The organism is Halobaculum sp. D14 (genome assembly GCF_051195135.1).
In the GTDB taxonomy this organism is placed as follows: Archaea; Halobacteriota; Halobacteria; order Halobacteriales; family Haloferacaceae; genus JBNTKA01.
In genome coordinates this window covers 664,340-683,245 of sequence record NZ_JBNTKA010000001.1, presented here as the reverse complement: position 1 = coordinate 683,245, position 18,906 = coordinate 664,340, and the positions used below count along the sequence as shown (strand labels likewise).

General features: G+C 72.7%; 18 protein-coding genes. 10 read left to right on the top strand and 8 right to left on the bottom strand.

Annotated features, from left to right (window positions below; translation table 11 throughout):
• Positions 1-28: 28 nt before the first annotated feature.
• The gene (locus ACQUST_RS03415) at positions 29-2,227 is read left to right on the top strand and encodes a PAS domain S-box protein (protein ID WP_435124942.1); all 2,199 of its coding nucleotides are present in this window, start codon (positions 29-31) and stop codon (positions 2,225-2,227) included.
• 18 nt (positions 2,228-2,245) lie between these two features.
• On the opposite strand, the gene ACQUST_RS03410 is transcribed toward ACQUST_RS03415, so the two are convergent.
• A complete protein-coding gene (locus ACQUST_RS03410; RefSeq protein WP_435124940.1) occupies positions 2,246-2,650 on the bottom strand; it encodes a hypothetical protein in 405 nt (134 codons plus the stop codon).
• Positions 2,651-2,805: 155 nt separating this feature from the next.
• Here ACQUST_RS03410 and ACQUST_RS03405 point away from each other — a divergent pair, with 155 nt between their 5' ends.
• Positions 2,806-3,801, top strand: coding sequence for a carbohydrate kinase family protein (locus ACQUST_RS03405; RefSeq protein ID WP_435124939.1), 996 nt, complete (start codon positions 2,806-2,808; stop codon positions 3,799-3,801).
• Between the two features lie 54 nt (positions 3,802-3,855).
• On the opposite strand, the gene ACQUST_RS03400 is transcribed toward ACQUST_RS03405, so the two are convergent.
• Positions 3,856-5,121, bottom strand: a complete 1,266-nt coding sequence (locus ACQUST_RS03400) for an MFS transporter (RefSeq protein WP_435124937.1) — start codon at positions 5,119-5,121, stop codon at positions 3,856-3,858.
• Between the two features lie 159 nt (positions 5,122-5,280).
• On the opposite strand from ACQUST_RS03400, the gene ACQUST_RS03395 reads away from it, so the two are divergent.
• The 3 genes from ACQUST_RS03395 (at position 5,281) to ACQUST_RS03385 (ending at position 8,911) form a co-directional block, all read left to right on the top strand.
• Positions 5,281-6,453: a M24 family metallopeptidase gene (locus ACQUST_RS03395; RefSeq protein WP_435124934.1), complete on the top strand. Its 1,173-nt coding sequence runs from the start codon at positions 5,281-5,283 to the stop codon at positions 6,451-6,453.
• Between the two features lie 98 nt (positions 6,454-6,551).
• Positions 6,552-7,361, top strand: coding sequence for a ZIP family metal transporter (locus ACQUST_RS03390; RefSeq protein ID WP_435124932.1), 810 nt, complete (start codon positions 6,552-6,554; stop codon positions 7,359-7,361).
• A 227-nt stretch (positions 7,362-7,588) separates the two neighbouring features.
• Positions 7,589-8,911: a methyl-accepting chemotaxis protein gene (locus ACQUST_RS03385; RefSeq protein WP_435124930.1), complete on the top strand. Its 1,323-nt coding sequence runs from the start codon at positions 7,589-7,591 to the stop codon at positions 8,909-8,911.
• A gap of 144 nt (positions 8,912-9,055) precedes the next feature.
• Here ACQUST_RS03385 and ACQUST_RS03380 read toward each other — a convergent pair whose 3' ends face one another.
• Positions 9,056-9,340, bottom strand: coding sequence for a DUF7545 family protein (locus ACQUST_RS03380; RefSeq protein ID WP_435124928.1), 285 nt, complete (start codon positions 9,338-9,340; stop codon positions 9,056-9,058).
• 215 nt (positions 9,341-9,555) lie between these two features.
• Between ACQUST_RS03380 and ACQUST_RS03375 the strand changes: the two genes are divergently transcribed.
• The 3 genes from ACQUST_RS03375 to ACQUST_RS03365 all read left to right on the top strand — a co-directional run bounded on the left by ACQUST_RS03375 (position 9,556) and on the right by ACQUST_RS03365 (position 12,057).
• The gene (locus tag ACQUST_RS03375) at positions 9,556-10,614 is read left to right on the top strand and encodes an NAD(P)/FAD-dependent oxidoreductase (RefSeq protein ID WP_435124927.1); all 1,059 of its coding nucleotides are present in this window, start codon (positions 9,556-9,558) and stop codon (positions 10,612-10,614) included.
• Between the two features lie 118 nt (positions 10,615-10,732).
• Positions 10,733-11,017, top strand: coding sequence for a DUF357 domain-containing protein (locus tag ACQUST_RS03370; RefSeq protein WP_435124925.1), 285 nt, complete (start codon positions 10,733-10,735; stop codon positions 11,015-11,017).
• A gap of 65 nt (positions 11,018-11,082) precedes the next feature.
• Entirely contained in the window at positions 11,083-12,057 is a 975-nt protein-coding gene (locus tag ACQUST_RS03365; protein ID WP_435124923.1) for a universal stress protein, read from the top strand.
• 66 nt (positions 12,058-12,123) lie between these two features.
• Here the strand turns inward: ACQUST_RS03365 and cysS are convergent, their stop codons facing one another.
• The gene (gene cysS / locus ACQUST_RS03360) at positions 12,124-13,614 is read right to left on the bottom strand and encodes a cysteine--tRNA ligase (protein WP_435124921.1); all 1,491 of its coding nucleotides are present in this window, start codon (positions 13,612-13,614) and stop codon (positions 12,124-12,126) included.
• A 105-nt stretch (positions 13,615-13,719) separates the two neighbouring features.
• Positions 13,720-14,202, bottom strand: a complete 483-nt coding sequence (locus tag ACQUST_RS03355) for a DUF7523 family protein (protein WP_435124919.1) — start codon at positions 14,200-14,202, stop codon at positions 13,720-13,722.
• Between the two features lie 204 nt (positions 14,203-14,406).
• Between ACQUST_RS03355 and ACQUST_RS03350 the strand changes: the two genes are divergently transcribed.
• Positions 14,407-15,288: a CbiX/SirB N-terminal domain-containing protein gene (locus ACQUST_RS03350; RefSeq protein WP_435124917.1), complete on the top strand. Its 882-nt coding sequence runs from the start codon at positions 14,407-14,409 to the stop codon at positions 15,286-15,288.
• A complete protein-coding gene (locus ACQUST_RS03345; protein WP_435124914.1) occupies positions 15,289-16,395 on the top strand; it encodes a DR2241 family protein in 1,107 nt (368 codons plus the stop codon).
• 99 nt (positions 16,396-16,494) lie between these two features.
• Here ACQUST_RS03345 and ACQUST_RS03340 read toward each other — a convergent pair whose 3' ends face one another.
• The 3 genes from ACQUST_RS03340 to ACQUST_RS03330 form a co-directional block, all read right to left on the bottom strand.
• Positions 16,495-17,163: a DUF7524 family protein gene (locus ACQUST_RS03340; RefSeq protein ID WP_435124911.1), complete on the bottom strand. Its 669-nt coding sequence runs from the start codon at positions 17,161-17,163 to the stop codon at positions 16,495-16,497.
• Between the two features lie 58 nt (positions 17,164-17,221).
• The gene (locus ACQUST_RS03335) at positions 17,222-17,410 is read right to left on the bottom strand and encodes a methytransferase partner Trm112 (protein ID WP_435124908.1); all 189 of its coding nucleotides are present in this window, start codon (positions 17,408-17,410) and stop codon (positions 17,222-17,224) included.
• 90 nt (positions 17,411-17,500) lie between these two features.
• A complete protein-coding gene (locus ACQUST_RS03330) occupies positions 17,501-18,838 on the bottom strand; it encodes an adenylosuccinate synthase (RefSeq protein ID WP_435124905.1) in 1,338 nt (445 codons plus the stop codon).
• Between the last annotated feature and the right edge of the window lie 68 nt (positions 18,839-18,906).

The window sequence follows — 18,906 nt, the reverse complement described above, 5'->3', positions numbered from 1 at the left end:
GTGGGTAGACAGTAACCGCAGACAGCCGATGGTGGCCCTCCCGACACTTCCGGTGCTCGCGGCCTGCTCGTTTCTGGCCGGCGCCGCCTGTCTCGGGATTGGGCCCGTTCTCTACCGCGCGACCCGCGGCCACGGCTCGGAGGCGCAGCTGCTCGTCGGCGGCGCCGCGGTGGTGGCGGCGCTGTGGGCCACCGCGCACGGCTTCCACCTCACCGCGACGGCGCCGGCCGCACAGCTCACGTGGGCGCGCATCGCGGTCGCGCTCGGCGCGCCGACGGCGACGTGCTGGGCCGTCCTGGTGGTCACGCAGACCCGTCCGAACTGGTCGCTCCCCGCCGGCGCCGCGCTGCTGCTCGCGGCCGAGCCGGCGGTCACCGCGGCCGCCGCGCTCGGCTTCCCGCGGTTCGTGTTCGCCGGCTACCGCGGCGTCGACGTCGCCGGGACGCCGGTCTTGGTGCTCGTTCCCGGCCGGTGGCTCGGCGTTCACGGCGTCTACACCGCGGCGCTGTGTCTGTTCGCCGCGGCGCTACTCGTTCGCGGCGCGGTCGGCGCGAACGGCCGCGACCGGAGCCGGTACGCGCTGCTGTTCGTCGCCGGCGCGGTGCCGACGGTGACGGAGGCGCTCTGGTGGCTGCCGCTTCCGGGCGTCTTCGGCGTCAACCACACGCCGATCGCGCTCGCCGTCTCCGCCGCCTGCCTGTTCGCGGCGTCGCGCCGGTACGCCCTGTTCGGCGAGCAGTCGATGGCGCGCGACGCCGTCTTCGACCAGATGCGCGACGGCGTCGTCGTCGTCGACGGCGCGAACCGAATCGTCGACACGAACGCCGCCGCGCGGGCCGCCTTCGACGTCGACGACGCCGACGTCGGCGCGCCGGCCGACGAGGTGCTGCCGGACGACGCGGCGGCGCTCACCCACCGCGGCGTCGACGAGGACGAACCGCTCACGATTCCGGGCGACGACGGCGACGACCGGGTGCTCGAACCGCAGCGCGAACCGCTGCCCGGCGGGACCGACGGCAGCCTGCTGTCGTTCCGCGACGTCACCGACCGGCGGCGCGCAGAGCGGCGCTACCGGGCGTACGTGGAGTACGCCGACGACATCGTGGTCGTCAGCGACGCGGACGGCAACCTCGACTACGTCAGCCCGGCGGTCGAGCGCGCGCTCGGCTACGCGAGACCCGACATGGAGGGCGACCCGCTGTTGCAGTACGTCCACCCGGACGACCGACGCGGCGTCGCCGAGCCGTTCGCGCAGGCGCTCGACAACCCCGGCGAACGCGTGGAGGTGACGTTCCGTGCGCGGCACGCTGACGGCGGCTGGCGCACCCTCGAAGGCGTCGGCGTCAACCGGTTCGACGACCCGGACGTCGCCGGCTACCTCGTCACGCTCCGGGACACGACGACGAACGACCGGTACGAACAGCGGCTCCGCGTGCTCACCCGCGTGCTCCGGCACGACCTCCGGAACGAACTGAACGTCGTGCTCGGCTACGCAGACGTCATCGTCGACGAGGGCGACGAGCAGCTCAGCGAGTACGGCGACAACATCCGGCGGGCGGCGAAGCGGCTCGCGACGCTCGGCGAGCGGGTGCGCGGCGTCGACCGGACCCTCTCGGACACCGACCACGGCGGCCGCCCGGTCGACGTCGGCGACGTCGCGGAGGAGGTCGGCGCTCGCGCCGAGGCGCGCTTCCCGGACGCGGACGTCGACGTCGAGGTCGACGACTGCACGACCGGGTTCGCCGACGAGCTGCTCGCGACCGCGACGTGGAACCTCGTCGAGAACGCGGTGCAGCACCACGACGGCGAGGAGCCGGCGGTTCGGCTGCGCGTCCGACGCACCGACGACGCCGTCGAGCTCCGCGTCGCGGACGACGGCCCCGGGATTCCGGCCGACGACCGCGACGCCGTCGAGTCCGGCCACGAGACCCAACTCAAGCACGCCAGCGGCATCGGGCTGTGGCTCGTCCGGTGGATAATCAACGGCGTCGACGGCGAACTGACGTTCGAGGGGAACGACCCGCGCGGCTCGGTCGTCGTCGTCCGGCTCCGCGCGGCCGACGCGGCGCCGACGGGCGACGCCGCACAGATGGACCCGTGGGCCGTGTCGTCGCCCGTCCCGGAACAGTCGGACGGCGGCCGGGACGTGTGGCCGGACGGCGACGGCGATGGAAACGACGATAGAAACGGCGACGGCGGTGACGACCGGGTCGACGACGCCCGGTGACGAAACGGGGCTGCGCGGTCAGTCGGCGACGACGACCAGCGGCTCCCAGTCGCCGCGCGCCAGTTCGCCGACGGCGTCGTCGAACGCCCGCGAGTGAACCGCCCGCATCGCCGCCAGCGTCGCGTCGTCGACGCCGAGCGCGCCGCCGAACTCCGGCCAGACGCGCGGCGGCACCAACAGCAGGTACGTGTCGCCGTCGCGCTCCACCAGCGGATCGTGGCTGAACGCGAAGCGGTACTCGAACACCAGGTCGGCGACGCCGGGGTACTCATGTACGGACCGCTGCATCTCGGCGAGCGTCGCCCGGAGCGCGGCCGCGTCGACGTCGCGGCCCCGCGCGACCGCCTCGGCGTGCGGCGTGAACACCGTCGGAAGCGTCGGCTCGGCGGACGGTTCCTCCGCGCTGTCCCCGGCGTCAGTCATGGTTCGGGGTTCGCGCTCGGCGGACAAGAGCCGTCCGGTGGGTCGAAGTATCACCGGCGCGGACGACGCCGCATGAACGGAACCGCAGCCCGACGCAGCCGGGGCAGCCGGCGCGGCCGGCGCCGCCGGATGGGCGGGCAGCGCGGGGTGGCGCGGTGAAACTGGTCGTCGGCGAGTGCCTCGTCGACCTCCACCCGGCACGGGAGCCCGCGGAGAACTCGGCCGAGTCAGCGGACGCAGGCGAGGCCGTCGAGACCGGCGTCGGAGTCGGCGGCGCGGCGGCGTACCGGCGTCGTCCGGGCGGCGCTCCGGCGAACGTCGCGGTCGGCCTCGCCCGGCTCGGCGCCCCCGCGGCGCTGTGGACCCGCGTCGGCGACGACGGCTTCGGCGACTTCCTCGCGGAGCGGCTCGACGCCGCGGGCGTCCCGGACCGGTTCGTGGAGCGCGACCCGGACGCGCCGACCGGGCTGGCGGTCGTCGGCCGCGACGCCGACGGCGACAGGCGCTTCTCGCTGTACCTCGACGGCACCGCGGCGACCCGGCTCCGGCCCGGCGGTGTCGACGACGCGCTCGCGGCGGTGTCGTGGCTGCACGTCGGCGGCGTCGACCTCGCGTACGAGCCGGCGCGGACCGCCGTGTTCGACCTGCTGGAGCGCGCCCCGGCGGACGCGACGGTGTCGTTCGACCCGAACGCGCGGCCGAGCCTCTGGACGGCGTTCGACTACGCCGACACGCTCGACCGGGCGCTCGGCCTCGTCGACGTCGTCGTCGCCTCCCCCGAGGACGTCGCGCCGGCCGGCTACGGCGGCGACGCGGACTCCGAGACGGCGCTCGCGGCGGCGCTGACCGGGGCGGGCCCGCACACGGCGCTCGTGACGCGCGGCGGGGCCGGCGCTGTCGCGGTGTCGACGCCGGAGGCGCCGTGGGGTGCCGCGACGGTCGAACACGCCGGCTTCGACGCCGACGTCGTCGACACGACCGGGGCCGGCGACGCCTTCACCGCCGGCGCCATCGCGGCGCTCTCGGCGGGCCGCGACGTCGATGCGGCGGTCCGGTTTGCGAACGCCGTCGGCGCCGCGGCGACCACCGCCGAGGGGGCGATGACGGCGCTGCCGACGCGAGACGAGGTCGACCGGCTGCTCGACCGGTAGTCGGCCGGCGTCCAGACATCTGCTGTGTCTCCGGCACCCGCGAACCGGACGGATTCAGCGGCTCGCGAGCAGCAGCGCGATGCCGGCGAGAACCGCGGCCGCGGCCACCGCGAACGCGACGAGGTAGCCGGCGGCGCCCGCGACGACGCCGCCGACGGCCGAGCCGACCGCGGTCGCCGCCCCGGCCGCTGCGGCCTGCAGTCCGAGCGCGCGGCCCCGGGACGCCTCGTCGGAGAGCCGCGTGACGATGCCGGTGGTGGTGACGGCGATGACCGCCCAGGTGACGCCGATGAGCCCGAACGCAACCGCGTACACCGGGAGGAGCGCGCCGGCCGCGGCGGCGGTGACGAGCGCCACGCCCGGGAAGAGGACGCAGCGGACGGCGAGCGCGGCCGCCTGGAGCGTCCGGTGCGGGACGCGGCCGGCGAGCCGGCCGACCGGCGTGTAGCAGGCGGCCGAGCCGAGGTTGCCGGCGAGGTACACCGCGAACACGGCGCCCTCAGCGAGGTCCGCCTTCAAATACGCCGGGACCGGCCCCCAGAACACCGCGAAGCCGAACGAGAACACGGCGACTGCGAGCAGGTAGCGGCGGAGCCGCGTCGGCACGCCGACGAGCAGGCTTCGGAGCGACCCGGTGCCGCCGCGGCCGCCGGCGGCGGTGAGCGCCCAGTAGATGCGGGAGGGGCCGTAGAGGCTGCCGCGGAGGACGCGGCCGGCGCCCCAGTCCGTCCGGGAGAACCGCCGGGAGACGCGGCGGTAGCGGTCGGGGTCGACGCTTGCCGGCTCCGGGTACCAGGCGCGTGCGAGTACGAGCGCCGTGGCGGCGACGGCCGCGAGCACAAAAAAGAGGAGCCGCTGGCCGGCGACGCCGTCGACGCCGAACCGCGGCGCGACGCCGGTCCAGACGGTGCCGACGACGAGGCCGCCGACCCAGCCGTACCCCTGCCAGGCGTTCAGCGACGCGATGCGGCCGTCCCACTCGTCGACCGGCGCGCCCTCGACGACGATGAGGTTCAACACGGGGACGGCGGCCGAGACGGCGAACCACAGCAGCGCGTTCAACAGCAGCACCGCCGCCGGCGACGACGCCAGCGGGACGAGCGCGAGCGTGCCGGCGGTGGCGGCGAGCGTGACGAGGACGAACGGCCGGCGGCGCTTCGTCCGGGCGGCGAGCCGGCCCCAAGGAGCGCGCCGGGGACGCCGACGAGCGCCGCGGTCGCGGCGATGAGGCCGACGAACGCGAGGCTGGCGTCGAGCGCGATGGCGTACAGCGGCACCAGCACGGACGCGCCGCCGACCGCCGCGTAGCCGACGCCCCACGCCACGAGCCACCGGTCCTCAGAGTTCACTGTCGGACCGACAGCCGGCGGCGACTAATCCGTTGGGGAGACGGCGAAGCCGCCGCGGCGCTACCCGCGGTGCTGCCCGCCGCGCCGCCCAATCCAGACGTTGATTTGTGGAGGCGCGAAACGGGCCTGCATGGACGCTTCGACTCCGTACGAGCGCCGCACCCGGGAGGCGCAGCGCCGCCTCCGCGACCGCGGCGTCGACGCGCTGGTGCTGTTCCCGAGCACGAACCTGCTGTACACGTCGGGGTTCGACGAACACCCCGGCGAGCGACACCTGCTGCTGTTCGTCCCGGCCGCCGACGCTGACGGCGACATGGACGGCGGCTCGGACGACGGTGCAGAGTCGCTTCCGGACCCGGTGTTTCTGGTGCCGGAGCTGTACGGCGAGCAGGTGCGGGCCGAGTCGTGGGTGCCGGACGTGCGGACGTGGGCCGACGAGGACGACCCGATGGACGCGGTCCGCGACGCCGTCGCCGACCTCGGACTCGCCGGCGCGGACGACGTCCTCGTGGACGACACGATGCACGCGCGGTTCACGCTCGACCTGCGCGAGGCGCTTCCGGACGCCGAGTTCGGGCTGGCGTCGTCCGTGCTGTCGGCGCTGCGGGTCCGGAAGGACGACGCCGAACTGGCGGCGATGCGGCGGGCGGGCGAGGTGGCCGACGCCGTCGTCTCGGACCTCCGCGGCCTCGGCGCCGACGCCGTCGGGATGACGGAGACGGAGCTGGCGGGCTACGTCGAGAACCGGCTGTCGAGCCGCGGCGGCGACGGCGTCTCGTTCGACACCATCGTCGGCGCCGGGCCGAACGGCGCGATGCCGCACCACACGCACGGCGACCGCGAGATTCGGGCGGGCGAGCCGGTCGTGCTGGACTTCGGGACGCGCGTCGACGGCTACCCGTCCGACCAGACCCGGACGCTCGTCTTCGGCGGGGAGCCGTCGGACGAGGTGAAGCGGGTCCACGAGGTCGTCCGGGAGGCGCAGGCGGCCGGCGTCGACGCCGTCGAACCGGGCGCGACGGCCGCCGAAGTCGACGCGGCGGCGCGCGACGTCATCGAGTCGGCGGGCTACGGCGACGAGTTCGTCCACCGAACCGGCCACGGCGTCGGCCTCGACGTCCACGAGGAGCCGTACGTCGTCGCCGGCAACGACCGCGAACTCCGCGAAGGAATGGTGTTCAGCGTCGAGCCCGGCGTCTACCTGCCCGGCGAGTTCGGCGTCCGCATCGAGGACCTCGTCGCGGTCACCGACGACGGCGCGGAGCGGCTGAACCGCACCGACCGCGGCTGGCGCTGCGAGTAGCCGCCAAATCGGCTGCCCGCGTCCGCCGCTCGGATTCGGCGCGCCTAAACGTATCACTTATCAGATAGTCTTTTGGCCGGTCGGCGTCACCCGCCGACATGGTCACGCTCGGGAACGTCGCGCTCGTCACGGCTGCCGGATTAGTGACGGCGCTCGCGACCGGGCTTGGGGCGCTCCCGTTCTTCTTCGTCGACGACTTCTCCGACAGGTGGAACGTCGCGCTGTGGGGCGTCGCCTCCGGCATCATGCTCGCCGCCTCCGGGTTCGGGCTCGTCGTCGAAGGGCTCGCGGCGGGCGGCCCGCTCAGTGTCGGCGCCGGCGTCCTCGTCGGCGTCGCGCTCGTCGCGGTCAGCCACGACGTCATCGTCGACGCCGACGTCGACCCGCGGGAGTACGAGGCGGGCGACTTCCGGAAGCTCGTGCTCATCCTCGGCGTCCTCACCGTCCACTCGTTCCCGGAAGGCGTCGCAGTCGGCGTCTCCTTCGCCGAAATCGGGCTGGAGGGCGGCGTCGCGGTTCCCGGCGTCGCCGCCGCGGTGCCGCTGCTCGCCGTGTTCATGACCGTCGCCATCTCCGTCCACAACGTCCCCGAGGGGCTGGCCGTCTCCATCCCGCTGCGCGCCATGGACGTCCCGAAGTCGCGGATGGTGTGGTGGGCGGTCTTCTCCAGCCTCCCGCAGCCGGTCGGCGCCGCGCTCGCGTTCGTCTTCGTCCGGGTCGCCCGCCGGTTCCTCCCCGTCGGCTTCGGCTTCGCCGCCGGCGCCATGACGTACCTCGTCCTCACGGAGTTCATCCCGGAGGCGCTCGACGCCGGCGACGACCTCCCCGGCGGCGGCAGACGGGAACTCGCCGCCGGCCTGCTCGTCGGCGTGCTCGCCATGCTCCCGCTGCTGTTCGTCGGCCCCTGACCGCCGTTCGTTCGGCGCCGTTCACGCCTTTGACGGTCGATATCGGCACATCCGGGAACCTACACGAACGTTTCCGGGGTAGATGTTCTCTCCGGGCGCCGTCTGGAATCCGGGACGCCGACCGTTGAAATTACTTCACTTATTCACACGATTCACACTTTATCTTTGATGATAGCCGCAGACGAAGTCCTAAATACCACATTTTCAAAATCCGAGGTAGACCCGAGATGACTGTCAATATGCAGCCGACCTCCGAGATAGCGCCTGCGGGCGACGCGGACCCGGCGACCTTCTGGCGGCACGCCTTCGAGACGCTCGTCGACTCCTTCCCGGAACCGGCGTTCGTCGTCGAGGAGTCCGGCCACATCACGCGGTGGAACAGCGGCGCCGAGGAGATGACCGGCTACCCGGCCGACGCCGTCATCGGCGAGCACGCCTACGACGTCTTCGGCACCGAAGGCCAGACCGAGACGCTCGCCGAGGAGGTCATCCGGACCGGGGACGTCGTCCGCGAATCCGAGATTCGGTCCGCGGAGACGGCCGACGGCTCCGTCAACCACGCCCGCGCGATGGGCGTCCCGATCACGACGCCGACCGGCGACGTCGTCGCGGCGGTCGAGGTGCTCACGCAGGTCACCGAACTCATCGACCAGCAGCGCCGCATCCAGGAGCTCCAGTCGCAGATGACCGACGAGGTCGACGGCGCGGTCGGGGAACTCCGCGACCTGACGGACGGCGTCGCCGAGAACTCCGCGGAGATCAGCGAGACCGCCGACGAGCAGTCCGAGAGCCTCTCCGAGGTGCAAGGCGAGGTGTCGACGTTCAGCGCGACGGTCGAAGAAATCGCCTCCAGCGCCGACGACGTGAGCAGACAGAGCGAGCAGGCGAAAGCGCGCGCCGAGGAGTCCGCGGCGACGGCGCGGGAGACGCTCGACACCGTCGACGACGTCGCCGCCGAGGCCGAGCGCGTCACCGACGACGCGTCCCGGCTCGCCGAGCAGGTCGAAGAGATCGACGAGATCGTCGACGTCATCAACGACATCGCCGACGAGACGAACCTGCTCGCGCTGAACGCCAACATCGAGTCCGCCCGCGCCGCCGCCGGCTCCGGCGACGGCTTCGCGGTGGTCGCGAACGAGATCAAGTCGCTCGCGGAGCAGTCGAAAGAGCGGGCGAACGAGATCGAACGAATCGTCGACAGCGTCCGCGAACTCACCCACGGCACGGTGAGCAGCGTCGAGGCGACCACCGACGAAATCACGGCGGTCGCCGAGGAGATTCAGACCGTCGTCGAGAACCAAGAGGAGATCCTCGACTCGATTCAGGAGACGAGCGCCGGAATCACCGAAATCGCGAGCGCGACCGACGAGCAGGCCGCCAGCGCCGAGGAGATCGCGAGCACCGTCGACTCGGTGGCCGACCGCGGCGCCGCGGTCGCCGACTCCATCGAGGACGTCGCGGCCGCGAACAGAGAGCAGGTCGCGATGGTCGACGACATCGCCGACAGCATCGACGCGCTCGAACGCGACATCGAGCGCGTCCTCGAATAGCGTAGCCGGCTTCGGCGGCGGCCTCGAATCGCTCGCCCCGCGGCCGGCGGTCGCCGTCAGCGTGGCCGTGGAGCCGCGGCTGGACGGGTCAAAACAGCAGTGGTTCGGCTGCGCGGCGGCGACGCGGCTCGCCGCGGCGACGGTTCAGTGCTGGTGGCCCATCGCGTCCTGGAGGCTCTGACCGAACCGCTCTTCGAACAGCTCCTCCGCTTTCGCGTTGATCTCCTCGACCTCATCCGGCGTCTCGCCCTGCGAGTGGTGCGCCAGCGCGTGCGCCTGCTGTGCGAACGCCTGCAGCACGACGTCCGTGATGACGCGCGTCGGATTCTCGCCCTGCTCGGCCATCATGTCGACGAGGCCCGCGGGCAGTTCGACCGTGTCGCTGTCGCCTTCGGGACCCTCGACCGTGTACGTCTCAGTGTCGACCATGGCCGTCACGTGGAGTCCCCGTCATAAATGTCCGCGGTATTCCGGCTGCCCGCCGCTCCGGCGCCGACTCGGCGGCGCAGCGGTGCGGCGACTCGACGACGACCAGCGGCTCGACGACTCGGCAGCTCCGCGCGGCCGACGCCGCGACGTCCGAGAGTGCGGCGAGGCCGTCGGACAGCACAACCTACAAAGCGCCGTGAACCGTAGTTCCGGTAATGACTGATTCCGCCGACGTCGTCGAGCACAGGCCGCTCATCATCGCCGGAACGGGGTCCGCGGGGCTGACCGCGGCCATCTACGCCGCCCGGTCGAACAACGACCCGCTGGTGTTCGAAGGCGACGAGCCCGGCGGGCAGCTCACGCTCACCTCCGAGGTCGAGAACTTCCCGGGGTTCCCGGAGGGCATCAACGGCGCCGAGTTCATCAACAACGCGAAAGAGCAGGCGAAGCGGTTCGGCGCCGACGTGAAAAACGGCGTCGTGGAGTCCATCGACGACGACGTGCGGCCGTTCCGGGTGGAGCTGTCGAACGGCGACGTCTACACCGCCGACGCCGTCATCGCTGCGTCCGGCGCGTCCGCCCGCACCCTCGGCGTCCCCGGCGAGGACGAACTGATGGGGTACGGCCTGTCGACGTGTGCGACCTGCGACGGGGCGTTCTTCCGCGGCGAGGACATGCTGGTCGTCGGCGGCGGCGACGCCGCGATGGAGGAGGCGAGCTTCCTCACGAAGTTCGCGGACACCGTCTACGTCGCCCACCGCCGCGAGGAGTTCCGCGCGGAGGACTACTGGGTCGACCGCGTCCAGGAGCACGTCGACGCCGGCGACATCGAGATCATGAAGAACACCGAGGTCACGGCGCTGCACGGCTCGAAGGAGGACGGCGTCGACTCCGTGACGCTGGTCAGCCACCCCGAGGGCCACCCGACCGACCGGCTCGACGACCCCGAGACCGACGAACGGGAGTTCGAGGTCGGCGCCGTGTTCTACGCCATCGGCCACACGCCGAACACGGCGTACCTCGAAGACACCGGCGTCGAACTGGACGACGAGGGCTACATCGTGACGCAGGGCGGCACCGGCGGCGGCCAGACCGCGACCGCCGTCCCGGGGCTGTTCGGCGCCGGCGACGTCGTCGACTACCACTACCAGCAGGCCGTCACGGCGGCCGGCATGGGCTGTAAGGCCGCCCTCGACGCCGACGACTACCTCGAAGCCGAGGCCCGCGCCGGCGCCGCTGCCGCCGACACCGCGGCCGCCGAAAGCGACGACTGAGACGACCGAGCGGCGACTGAGCGGCGACGGTTCTGTTTCTCCCGAACGTCGGTCCGGGCCGGAGTTCGACTGCCAGCCGAAGCACTCAGGGCGACGCGGAACGCCACGTCCCGGCAGGATGCCCGCCGACCTGGAGGAGAAGACGACGCGGTACGGGGAGATGCTCGCGGAGGCGCTCGCGGCCGCCGAGGTGTGCGTCCCCGCGGGGACGCCGATGCACGAGGCCGCCGAGGAGTGCCGGGAGATGGCGCTGTCGTACCTGGAGGACGGCCGCCACTTCCGCGAGGCCGACGACCCAGTGAACGCGCTGGCGTCGTACTCGTACGGCTACGGCTGGCTGGACTGCGGCGTCCGCATCGGGCTGTTTTCGGTGCCGGACGACACCGACCTGTTCACGACGTAGCGCGGGCGCCGGTCGGCGCGCCGCAGGCCGCCGCTTTTTCCATCGGGTGTCGCGTACCACCGGGCATGTCGACGCTCGCGTTCGACGACGTCGTCGTACCGATGGACGGCAGCGACTGCGCGGAGGCCGCACTCGACGCCGCAGTCGGGCTCGCCGACCGCACCGGCGCGCGGCTGCACGTCGTCTCGGTCGTGAATCCGTACGTGCTCTCGAAGACCACGGAGCTGGAAGACGAGCGGCACGAGGCCCGCGCGACGGTCGACGGCGGCGTCGCGCACGCGGAGGACGCCGGCGTCGACGCGGCCGGCGAGGTGCTGAAGGGCGTCCCGCACGAGGAGATCACGGACTACGTCGACGAACACGGCGCCGACGCCGTCGTGATGGGGACGCACGGCCGCAGCGGCGTGAAGCGCGTGCTGCTCGGCAGCACCGCCGAGAACGTCGTCCGGTCGTCGACGGTGCCGGTGTTCACGGTGCACGGCGAGGAGGGCGTTCCGGGCGGCGCCGGCCGCGGGAACTACGAGCGGGTGCTGCTGCCGACCGACGGCAGCGACGCCGCCGAACCCGCCGAGGACGTCGCCGTCTCGTTCGCGTCCACGTTCGACGCAGCGCTCGACGTGCTGAGCGTCGTCGACAGCGCGTCGCTCGCGACGAGCACGACGCCGGACGTCGGCGGAATCGGCGGGCTCGGCGAATCCACCGTGACCGCCGTCGAAGACCACCTGGAGGCGCTCGCCGAGCGCGCCGTCGACACCGCACGCGAGAAGGCTGAGGCCGACGGCGTCGACGCCGACGGCGACGTGGTCGTCGGGCGGCCGCACGAACGCATCCTCGAACGGGCCGAGGAGACCGAGGCCGACGTCATCGTCATCGGGACGCACGGCCGCGGCGGCATCGAGCGGTTCGTGCTCGGCAGCGTCGCGGAGAAGGTCGTCAGGCTCGCCGAGCGGCCGGTGCTGGTCGTGCCGTCGGTCGCCGCCGAGGCCGACGCGGACGCGACGGACGCGGACGCGACGGACGCCGACGGCGACGAGTCGTAGACTGCGGCGGCCGTCGGCGTCGACGCCGGCGGTGCAGAGCGGGGCGGTCGGCCCGCGGCGTCCCGGTCAGTCGAATCGGGCGACGGGGCCGTCGTCGCTGTCCTCGACGGTGACGCCGATGGCTTCGAGGTCGTCGCGGAGCCGGTCGGCGCGTTCGTAGTTGCCGGCGTGGCGCTCCTCCTCGCGGACGTCGAGGACGAGGTCGGCGAGTTCCCGGGCGAGTTCGACGTCGCCGCCGGCCTCGCGGCCGAGTTCGAGGCCGAACACGTCGCCGCCGAGTTCCTCGAACGTCTCGACGGCGCGGCGGAGCCCGCGGTAGTCGTAGCGGTCGGCGTCGTCGACGTGGCGGTTCACGGCGTTCGCCAGGTCGAGCAGCGCGTTGAACGCGGTGCGGACGTCGAGGTCGTCGTTCATCGCCGCCGCGAAGTCGTCGCGGGCGTCGTCGACGGCGCCGCGGAGCGCGTCGTCGACCGCCTTGGTGCGGGCGTCGACGGAGTCGCAGGCGTCGACGGCGGCCTCGTAGCCGCGTTCGAGCCGCTCCCAGCGCTCTTCGGCTTCCGCGACGGCGCCGTCGCTGAACGTCTGGTCGCCGCGGTACTGCGCGCCGAGGTAGAAGGTGCGGAGGACGTTCACGCCGAACTCGTCGAGGGCGTCGGCGACCGTGAAGAAGTTGCCGAGCGACGACGACATCTTGTCCGCCTCCGTGCGCAGCAGGCCGTTGTGGAGCCAGTAGCGCGCGAACCGTTCGCCGGTCGCGGCCTCGCTCTGAGCGATCTCGTTTTCGTGATGCGGGAACACGAGGTCGCGGCCGCCCATGTGGATGTCGAGGGTGTCGCCGAGGTGCGTCATCGACATCGCGGAGCACTCGATGTGCCAGCCGGGCCGCCCCTCGCCCCACGGCGACTCCCAGGTCTCGCCGGTCGGCAGCGAGCCGTCGTGGTCGTGCTTCCGGTGTTCGCGGACCGCGGACTCGTCGACGCCGCCGGCCTTCCACAGCGCGAAGTCCGACGGGTGGCGCTTCTCCGAGCGCTCGTCGACGTCGCCGCGCGCCTCCAGTTCGTCGAGCCGCTGGTTCGACAGTTCGCCGTAGTCGTCGAACCGGGTGACGTCGAAGTAGACGGAGCCGTTCGACTCGTAGGCGAAGCCGGCGTCCACCAGCCGCTCGACGAGGTCGACGATTTCGGGGACGTGCTCGGAGACGCGCGGGTACACCTCGGCGCGCTTCAGGTTCAGCCCGCGCATGTTCTCGATGACTTCGCGGGTGAAGTGCCGGGCGACGTCGGCTTCGGACTCCCAGCCGTCGCGTTCGCCGACGCGCGCCGCGATTTTCTCGTTGACGTCGGTGACGTTCTCGACGTGGCGGACGTCGTAGCCGAGGTGGTCGAGCCAGCGGTGGACGACGTCCGCGTGGAACCACAGCCGGGCGTGCCCGAGATGCGGGTCGTCCGACACGGTGAGTCCGCAGACGTACAGCAGAACCTCGTCGCCCTCCGAGGCGGCGCCCGCCTCGAACTCCTCGCGCTCACCCGTCAGGGTGTTCGTCACGGACAGCGTCATTCGGCCGACGCTACGCGCGCCTCCCGTTTAAAACGTCCAAGTTCGGCGCGGCGGAGCGGGACAGGTGGGACAGCGGCCGAGCGTTCTCGGTGACGGGCCGCCGGGCTACTCCAGGGCCGCTTCGATGCAGCGGACCGCGCCGGCGCCGTCGCGCCGGCCGACGACGACGCAGAGCGCGCCGTCCGCGACGCCGGCGGCGGTCACGTCGACCTCGGCGGTTCGGAGCCTGCCGAGCGCGCGTTCGAGCGTCCGCGGGTCCGCGTCGCCGGCCGCGAGCACGGCCGTCAGGTCGCCGCCGTCGGCGACGAAGCCGGTTCCGCCGACGGCGAGAAGCGGGTCGGCGGCGTCCGGCGCGGCGGCGACGCCGCTGCGCATCGTGACTCGGGCGTCGCGGCCGGCGTCGGCGGCGTCGGCGTCCGCCTGCAGGTCGGCGGCGTAGCGACGCAGCGCCGTGGCGACCGCGTCCGTTTCGGCGTCGACGTCGAGCGACTCGGCGGCGGCCGTGTAGTTCACGACGCCCGCGCGGAGCGCGTCGAACAGGAACGGCCGGGCGCGGACCGCGTCCCGTGCCTCCTCGGCGACAGTCATGGTCGACCGGTCCGTCGCCGCCGCGATAACCGCGACGGTTCGCCGCCGGGGCGACCGGTCCCGGCGACGGGTCCCTGCGACCGTTCCTCGCGGCGGTTCGCAGCGTCGGTCCGCCGCGGCGACCCGCGACGCCCGCTCCCGGCCGCGGGTCCGCGTCGTTTCCGCGTCGAAGCCGATAAGGTGCGCGCGTCCCTGTGTTTCCGTATGAGTCAGGCGCTGGTCATCGTCGCCCACGGGTCGCATCTGAACCCGGATTCGAGCGCGCCCACCTACGACCACGCGGACACCGTTCGCGCGACCGGCGCGTTCGACGAGGTCCGCACCGGCTTCTGGAAGGAGGAGCCGCACCTGCGGGAGGTGCTGCGGACCGTGGAGTCCGAGGAGGTGTTCGTCGTCCCGCTGTTCGTCTCGGAGGGCTACTTCACCGAGCAGGTGATTCCGCGGGAGCTCCGGCTCGACGGCTGGGACGTCGACGACTGGGGCTCCGACGGCCTGTCGGCGGACGTCGCCACCTACACCGCCGCTGACACCGGGCAGACGGTGCACTACTGCGGCCCGGTCGGCACCCACTCGTCGATGACGGACGTGCTGGTGCGGCGCGCCGAGTCCGTCACCGACGACCCGGACGTCGGCGACGGCTTCGGGCTCGCCGTCGTCGGCCACGGCACCGAGCGGAACGAGAACTCCGCGAAGGCCATCGAGTACCACGCCGACCGCGTCCGCGACCGCGGCCGGTTCGACGAGGTGCAGGCGCTGTACATGGACGAGGAGCCGGAGGTCGACGACGTCACGGACCACTTCGAGAGCGACGACGTCGTCGTCGTGCCGCTGTTCATCGCCGACGGCTTCCACACCCAGGAGGACATCCCGGAGGACATGGGGCTGACCGACGACTACCGCACCGGCTACGACGTCCCCGCGGCCGTCGACGGCCACCGCATCTGGTACGCCGGCGCCGTCGGGACGGAGCCGCTGCTGGCGGACGTGGTGCTCGAACGCGCCGCGGACGCCGGCGCCGACGTCGACGCCGCGGTCGAGCGGGTGCGGGAGTCGACCCGGGTCGCCGCTCCGGAGGCTGACGACTGAATGCGCGCCGCTCAGTTCGACGCGCTCGTGGACGCCGCGAGCCGCGACGACGGCGTCGACTTCGAGGGGCTCCGCGTCGGCCGCGACGACGACGGCGGCTTCCGGTTCGAGACGCCGGAGACGGAGACGGCCGGACTCGCCGAGTCGGAGCTGCACGCGCTCGCGGACGGCTCGCCGTACGTCACGAACTGGTACTTCTGGGAGCGCGACGTGAAGCGGCACGGCTCGCCGCGCCGCGCGTTCCTCCGACGCGCCGAAGCCGCCGACGAACGCGGCGTCGCCGACCGGTACGACGCGCTCCGCGGCGGCCTCGTCACGGAGTGGGGCGAACTCCGCATCGAGGCGACGCTCGGCCCCGACGGCGCCCGCCGCTACGACGTCCGGCACGTCGCCGACGCAGACCGCGACGCCGACGCGCTGGCGACGTACGACGACCCGCTGGACGCCCGCGAGCTCGCGAAGCTCGACGACGACGGCCGGTACCGGCCGCTGAAGACCGCGCCGACGCTCCGGACCGGCTGGGCGTTCCCGGACCTCGACTGGCACGCCGCCGTCGAAGTGGTCGAAACCGTCTACCCGGCGACGGTCGCGAACTGGTACCGCGAACGCGAGGGCGAACTCGACGTCGACCACTGGCGCGCCGCCGCCGAGCGGCAAACCGGCATCTACGACGTCGTCGACGAACTGCCGCGGGAGGCCGTCGACTACGTCGCGGAGGCGGCCTGCGTCGACTCCCAGTGCCTGAAGCGCCGCGAGTGGGAGTACGACGACGGCGACGAACTGGCCGCCGACGGCGGCGCCGGCGTCTTCCCGTGCCGCGAGCCGTGCTCGCTCGTCGTCGCCGCCGCCCGGAAGTGGACGAAACTCGAAGCCGAGGAGGAGCGCGAGTACACCTTCACGCTGACGCCGAGTGAGAAGGAGCAGCTCGAAGCGCTCATCGACGCCGTCGCGGACGACGAGGTCGACGAGGTCCGCGAAGCCGACGTGTACGAGGGCGCGAACCGCTACCGGACGCGGTACCTCCGCGCGAAGCGCGTCGACGACGACGGCCGGCTCTGCGGCGTCCCGACCGACCCCGAGGAGCCGGCCGAGCCGACTCCGGAGTAGACCGGTCGACCGGCAGCCGACTCCCGGGTCGAAGCCGGGCGCAGAACGTCGACGCAGCGGTTCAGGATGAGGACACAGCGTTTTCGTGGCGGTGAAAAATTACGGCAGCAGCACGTACAGCGCGACGGCGACGGCGACGACGACGGCGACCAGTCCGAGCGTCACGGCCGTGCTGTTCAGCGCGAGCGCGGCGAGCGCCGCCGCCGCCAGGACGACGACCGCGAACGCGGCGACGAGCAGCGTCGCGGCGTCCGGCGCGGCGGCGACGACGCGGTCCACCGCCGACCCCGACTCGTCGCGGCCGCCGGACCCACCGCCCGAAGCGGGGGAGCCGGCGCCGGAGCCGGAATCGGAGCCGAGACCTGCGGACGCGCCGGAGCCCGAATCGGTCCGTTCGGGCGGCTCCGAGAGCGATTCGTCGACGGCGACGCTGTTCTGTTGCTCCGGCGGCGGCGTCACCGTGACCGCGACGTCGGTGCTCTCGGCGCCGTGACCCGTCACCAGCGAGAGGGTCCCCGTCACGTCCTCGTCGACGTCCGCGACGTCCACGTGGACGTGCCGGGTCGCGCCGCCGTCGACGTAGTGGTTCGTGCTGTCGACGGCGGTGACGGCGGCGAGCGGCCCGGAGAACCGGAGGTGGACGTGGACCGGCTCGCCCTCGTTGTGCAACACGACGGGGAACTCGCCGCTGGCGGTGTACGCCTCCGGTGCGAGCGCCTCGTTCAGGCGGTCGCGGTTCAACACGACGTCGAGGGGCTCAGCCGACACGGCGGTAGGTCACGCCATCGCGGCAAAAAGGTTCGCTCGGGGTCAGTGTTCGCGCGAGTCAGTCCCGCATGTCCGGCGGCAGCAGGTTCGGGATGCCGTCCTCGATGGGGTACTCCTCGCCGCAGTCCGTACAGACGAGCGTGCCGGCGAGCACCTCGCCGTCCTCGTCGTCGCGCTCGTCGACCGTCAGTTCGAGGTCGTGCTTGTCGAGCGGACAGCAGATGATGTCGAGCAACGACTCCTTCATTACCGGGTGGAAGACTCGGGGCCGCCAAAAGCCTACGGGTTCGGCCGGCTGCGACCCCGTCGGGCGGTCAGCGCGGCGCGCCGCGCCGGCTCAGCCGTCGCGCTCCCACGGCGACGCGCGAATCACGGTTTCGGCGCGGTCCGGGCCGACGCCGACGGCGTAGACGGGCGTGTCGAGTTCGTCCTCGATGTACTCGAGGTAGTCGCGGCCCGCGGCCGGAATCGCCTCGTAGCCCTCGGCGGCGACGGCGTCCCAGTCGACCTCCGGCCACGGCTCGAACTCGCGGAGCACCGGCTCACAGCGCGCCCACCGCTCGGTCGTCGTCGGCATCGTCTCGGTGGTCTCGCCGTCGAGCTCGTAGGCGTGGCCCACCTTCACTTCGTCGAGGCCGGCGAGCACGTCGAGGTGGTTGACGGCGACGCCGGTGAAGCCGTTGACGCGGGCGGCGTGCCGCAGCATCGGGACGTCGAGCCAGCCGATGCGGCGCGGCCGGCCGGTGACGGTGCCGAACTCGCCGCCCTTCTCGCGGATGAAGTCGGCGAGCTCCTCGGCGCGGTCGTCGCCGTCGAGCTCCGTCGGCAGCGGCCCCTCGCCGACGCGCGAGAGGTACGCCTTCACGACGCCGACGACTTCGCCGCGGCCGACGACGGTCGGGCCGACGCCGGAGCCGACGGCGGCGCCGCCGGCGGTCGGGTTCGACGACGTCACGTACGGGTAGCTCCCGTGGTCGACGTCGATGAGCGTTCCCTGCGCGCCCTCGAACATGACGGAGTTTCCGGCGTCGCGCTGCCGGTGGAGGAAGTCGCTGCAGTTCACGGTCATCTCCTCCTCGCGGAGCCGTTCGCCGATGGCGGCGAACTCCTCGTGGAGCGCGTCGACGTCGCACTCCTCGCCCGCTTCGAGGCCGTACACCTCCTCGATGAGCGCGCGCTTCTGCGGGACGACGTACTCCAGCCGGTCGCGGAGCACGTCCGGGTCGAGCAGGTCGCCGACGCGGACGCCGCGGCGACCGGCCTTGTCCTGGTAGGTCGGGCCGATGCCGCGGCCGGTCGTGCCGACCTCCATGTCGGAGTCCGCCTTCGCCTCCTCCTCGATGCCGTCGAGCCGGCGGTGGTACGGAAGGATGACGTGCGCGCGGCGTGCGACGCGGACGTCCGGGTCGAGTCCGCGGTCGCGGAGCGTGTCGAGTTCGTCGAACAGCGTTCGCGGATTGACGACGCAGCCGTTGCCGAGCACGCCGACGTTGCCGCGGACGGCGCCGGACGGAACGAGCGAGAGCGCGTACTCCTCGCCGCCTTCGACGACGGTGTGGCCGGCGTTGTCGCCGCCCTGATACCGGACGACGACGTCGGCGTCCCCGCCCCAGAGGTCGACGAGCGCGCCCTTGCCCTCGTCGCCGAGTTGGGAGCCGACGATGGTGACAGTCATACCGTCGCTCCCTTCCGCTCCCCCCGGTAAACCGGTTACGGTCCGCCGCCGACAGATGGGCACGGATA

Coding starts and splice junctions, on each gene's coding strand:
- ACQUST_RS03415 (WP_435124942.1), top strand. CDS start 29: ATGGTGGCCCTCCCGACACTTCCGGTGCTCGCGGCCTGCTCGTTTCTG.
- ACQUST_RS03410 (WP_435124940.1), bottom strand. CDS start 2,650: ATGACTGACGCCGGGGACAGCGCGGAGGAACCGTCCGCCGAGCCGACG.
- ACQUST_RS03395 (WP_435124934.1), top strand. CDS start 5,281: ATGGACGCTTCGACTCCGTACGAGCGCCGCACCCGGGAGGCGCAGCGC.
- ACQUST_RS03390 (WP_435124932.1), top strand. CDS start 6,552: ATGGTCACGCTCGGGAACGTCGCGCTCGTCACGGCTGCCGGATTAGTG.
- ACQUST_RS03385 (WP_435124930.1), top strand. CDS start 7,589: ATGACTGTCAATATGCAGCCGACCTCCGAGATAGCGCCTGCGGGCGAC.
- ACQUST_RS03380 (WP_435124928.1), bottom strand. CDS start 9,340: ATGGTCGACACTGAGACGTACACGGTCGAGGGTCCCGAAGGCGACAGC.
- ACQUST_RS03375 (WP_435124927.1), top strand. CDS start 9,556: ATGACTGATTCCGCCGACGTCGTCGAGCACAGGCCGCTCATCATCGCC.
- ACQUST_RS03370 (WP_435124925.1), top strand. CDS start 10,733: ATGCCCGCCGACCTGGAGGAGAAGACGACGCGGTACGGGGAGATGCTC.
- ACQUST_RS03365 (WP_435124923.1), top strand. CDS start 11,083: ATGTCGACGCTCGCGTTCGACGACGTCGTCGTACCGATGGACGGCAGC.
- cysS (WP_435124921.1), bottom strand. CDS start 13,614: ATGACGCTGTCCGTGACGAACACCCTGACGGGTGAGCGCGAGGAGTTC.
- ACQUST_RS03355 (WP_435124919.1), bottom strand. CDS start 14,202: ATGACTGTCGCCGAGGAGGCACGGGACGCGGTCCGCGCCCGGCCGTTC.
- ACQUST_RS03350 (WP_435124917.1), top strand. CDS start 14,407: ATGAGTCAGGCGCTGGTCATCGTCGCCCACGGGTCGCATCTGAACCCG.
- ACQUST_RS03345 (WP_435124914.1), top strand. CDS start 15,289: ATGCGCGCCGCTCAGTTCGACGCGCTCGTGGACGCCGCGAGCCGCGAC.
- ACQUST_RS03335 (WP_435124908.1), bottom strand. CDS start 17,410: ATGAAGGAGTCGTTGCTCGACATCATCTGCTGTCCGCTCGACAAGCAC.
- ACQUST_RS03330 (WP_435124905.1), bottom strand. CDS start 18,838: ATGACTGTCACCATCGTCGGCTCCCAACTCGGCGACGAGGGCAAGGGC.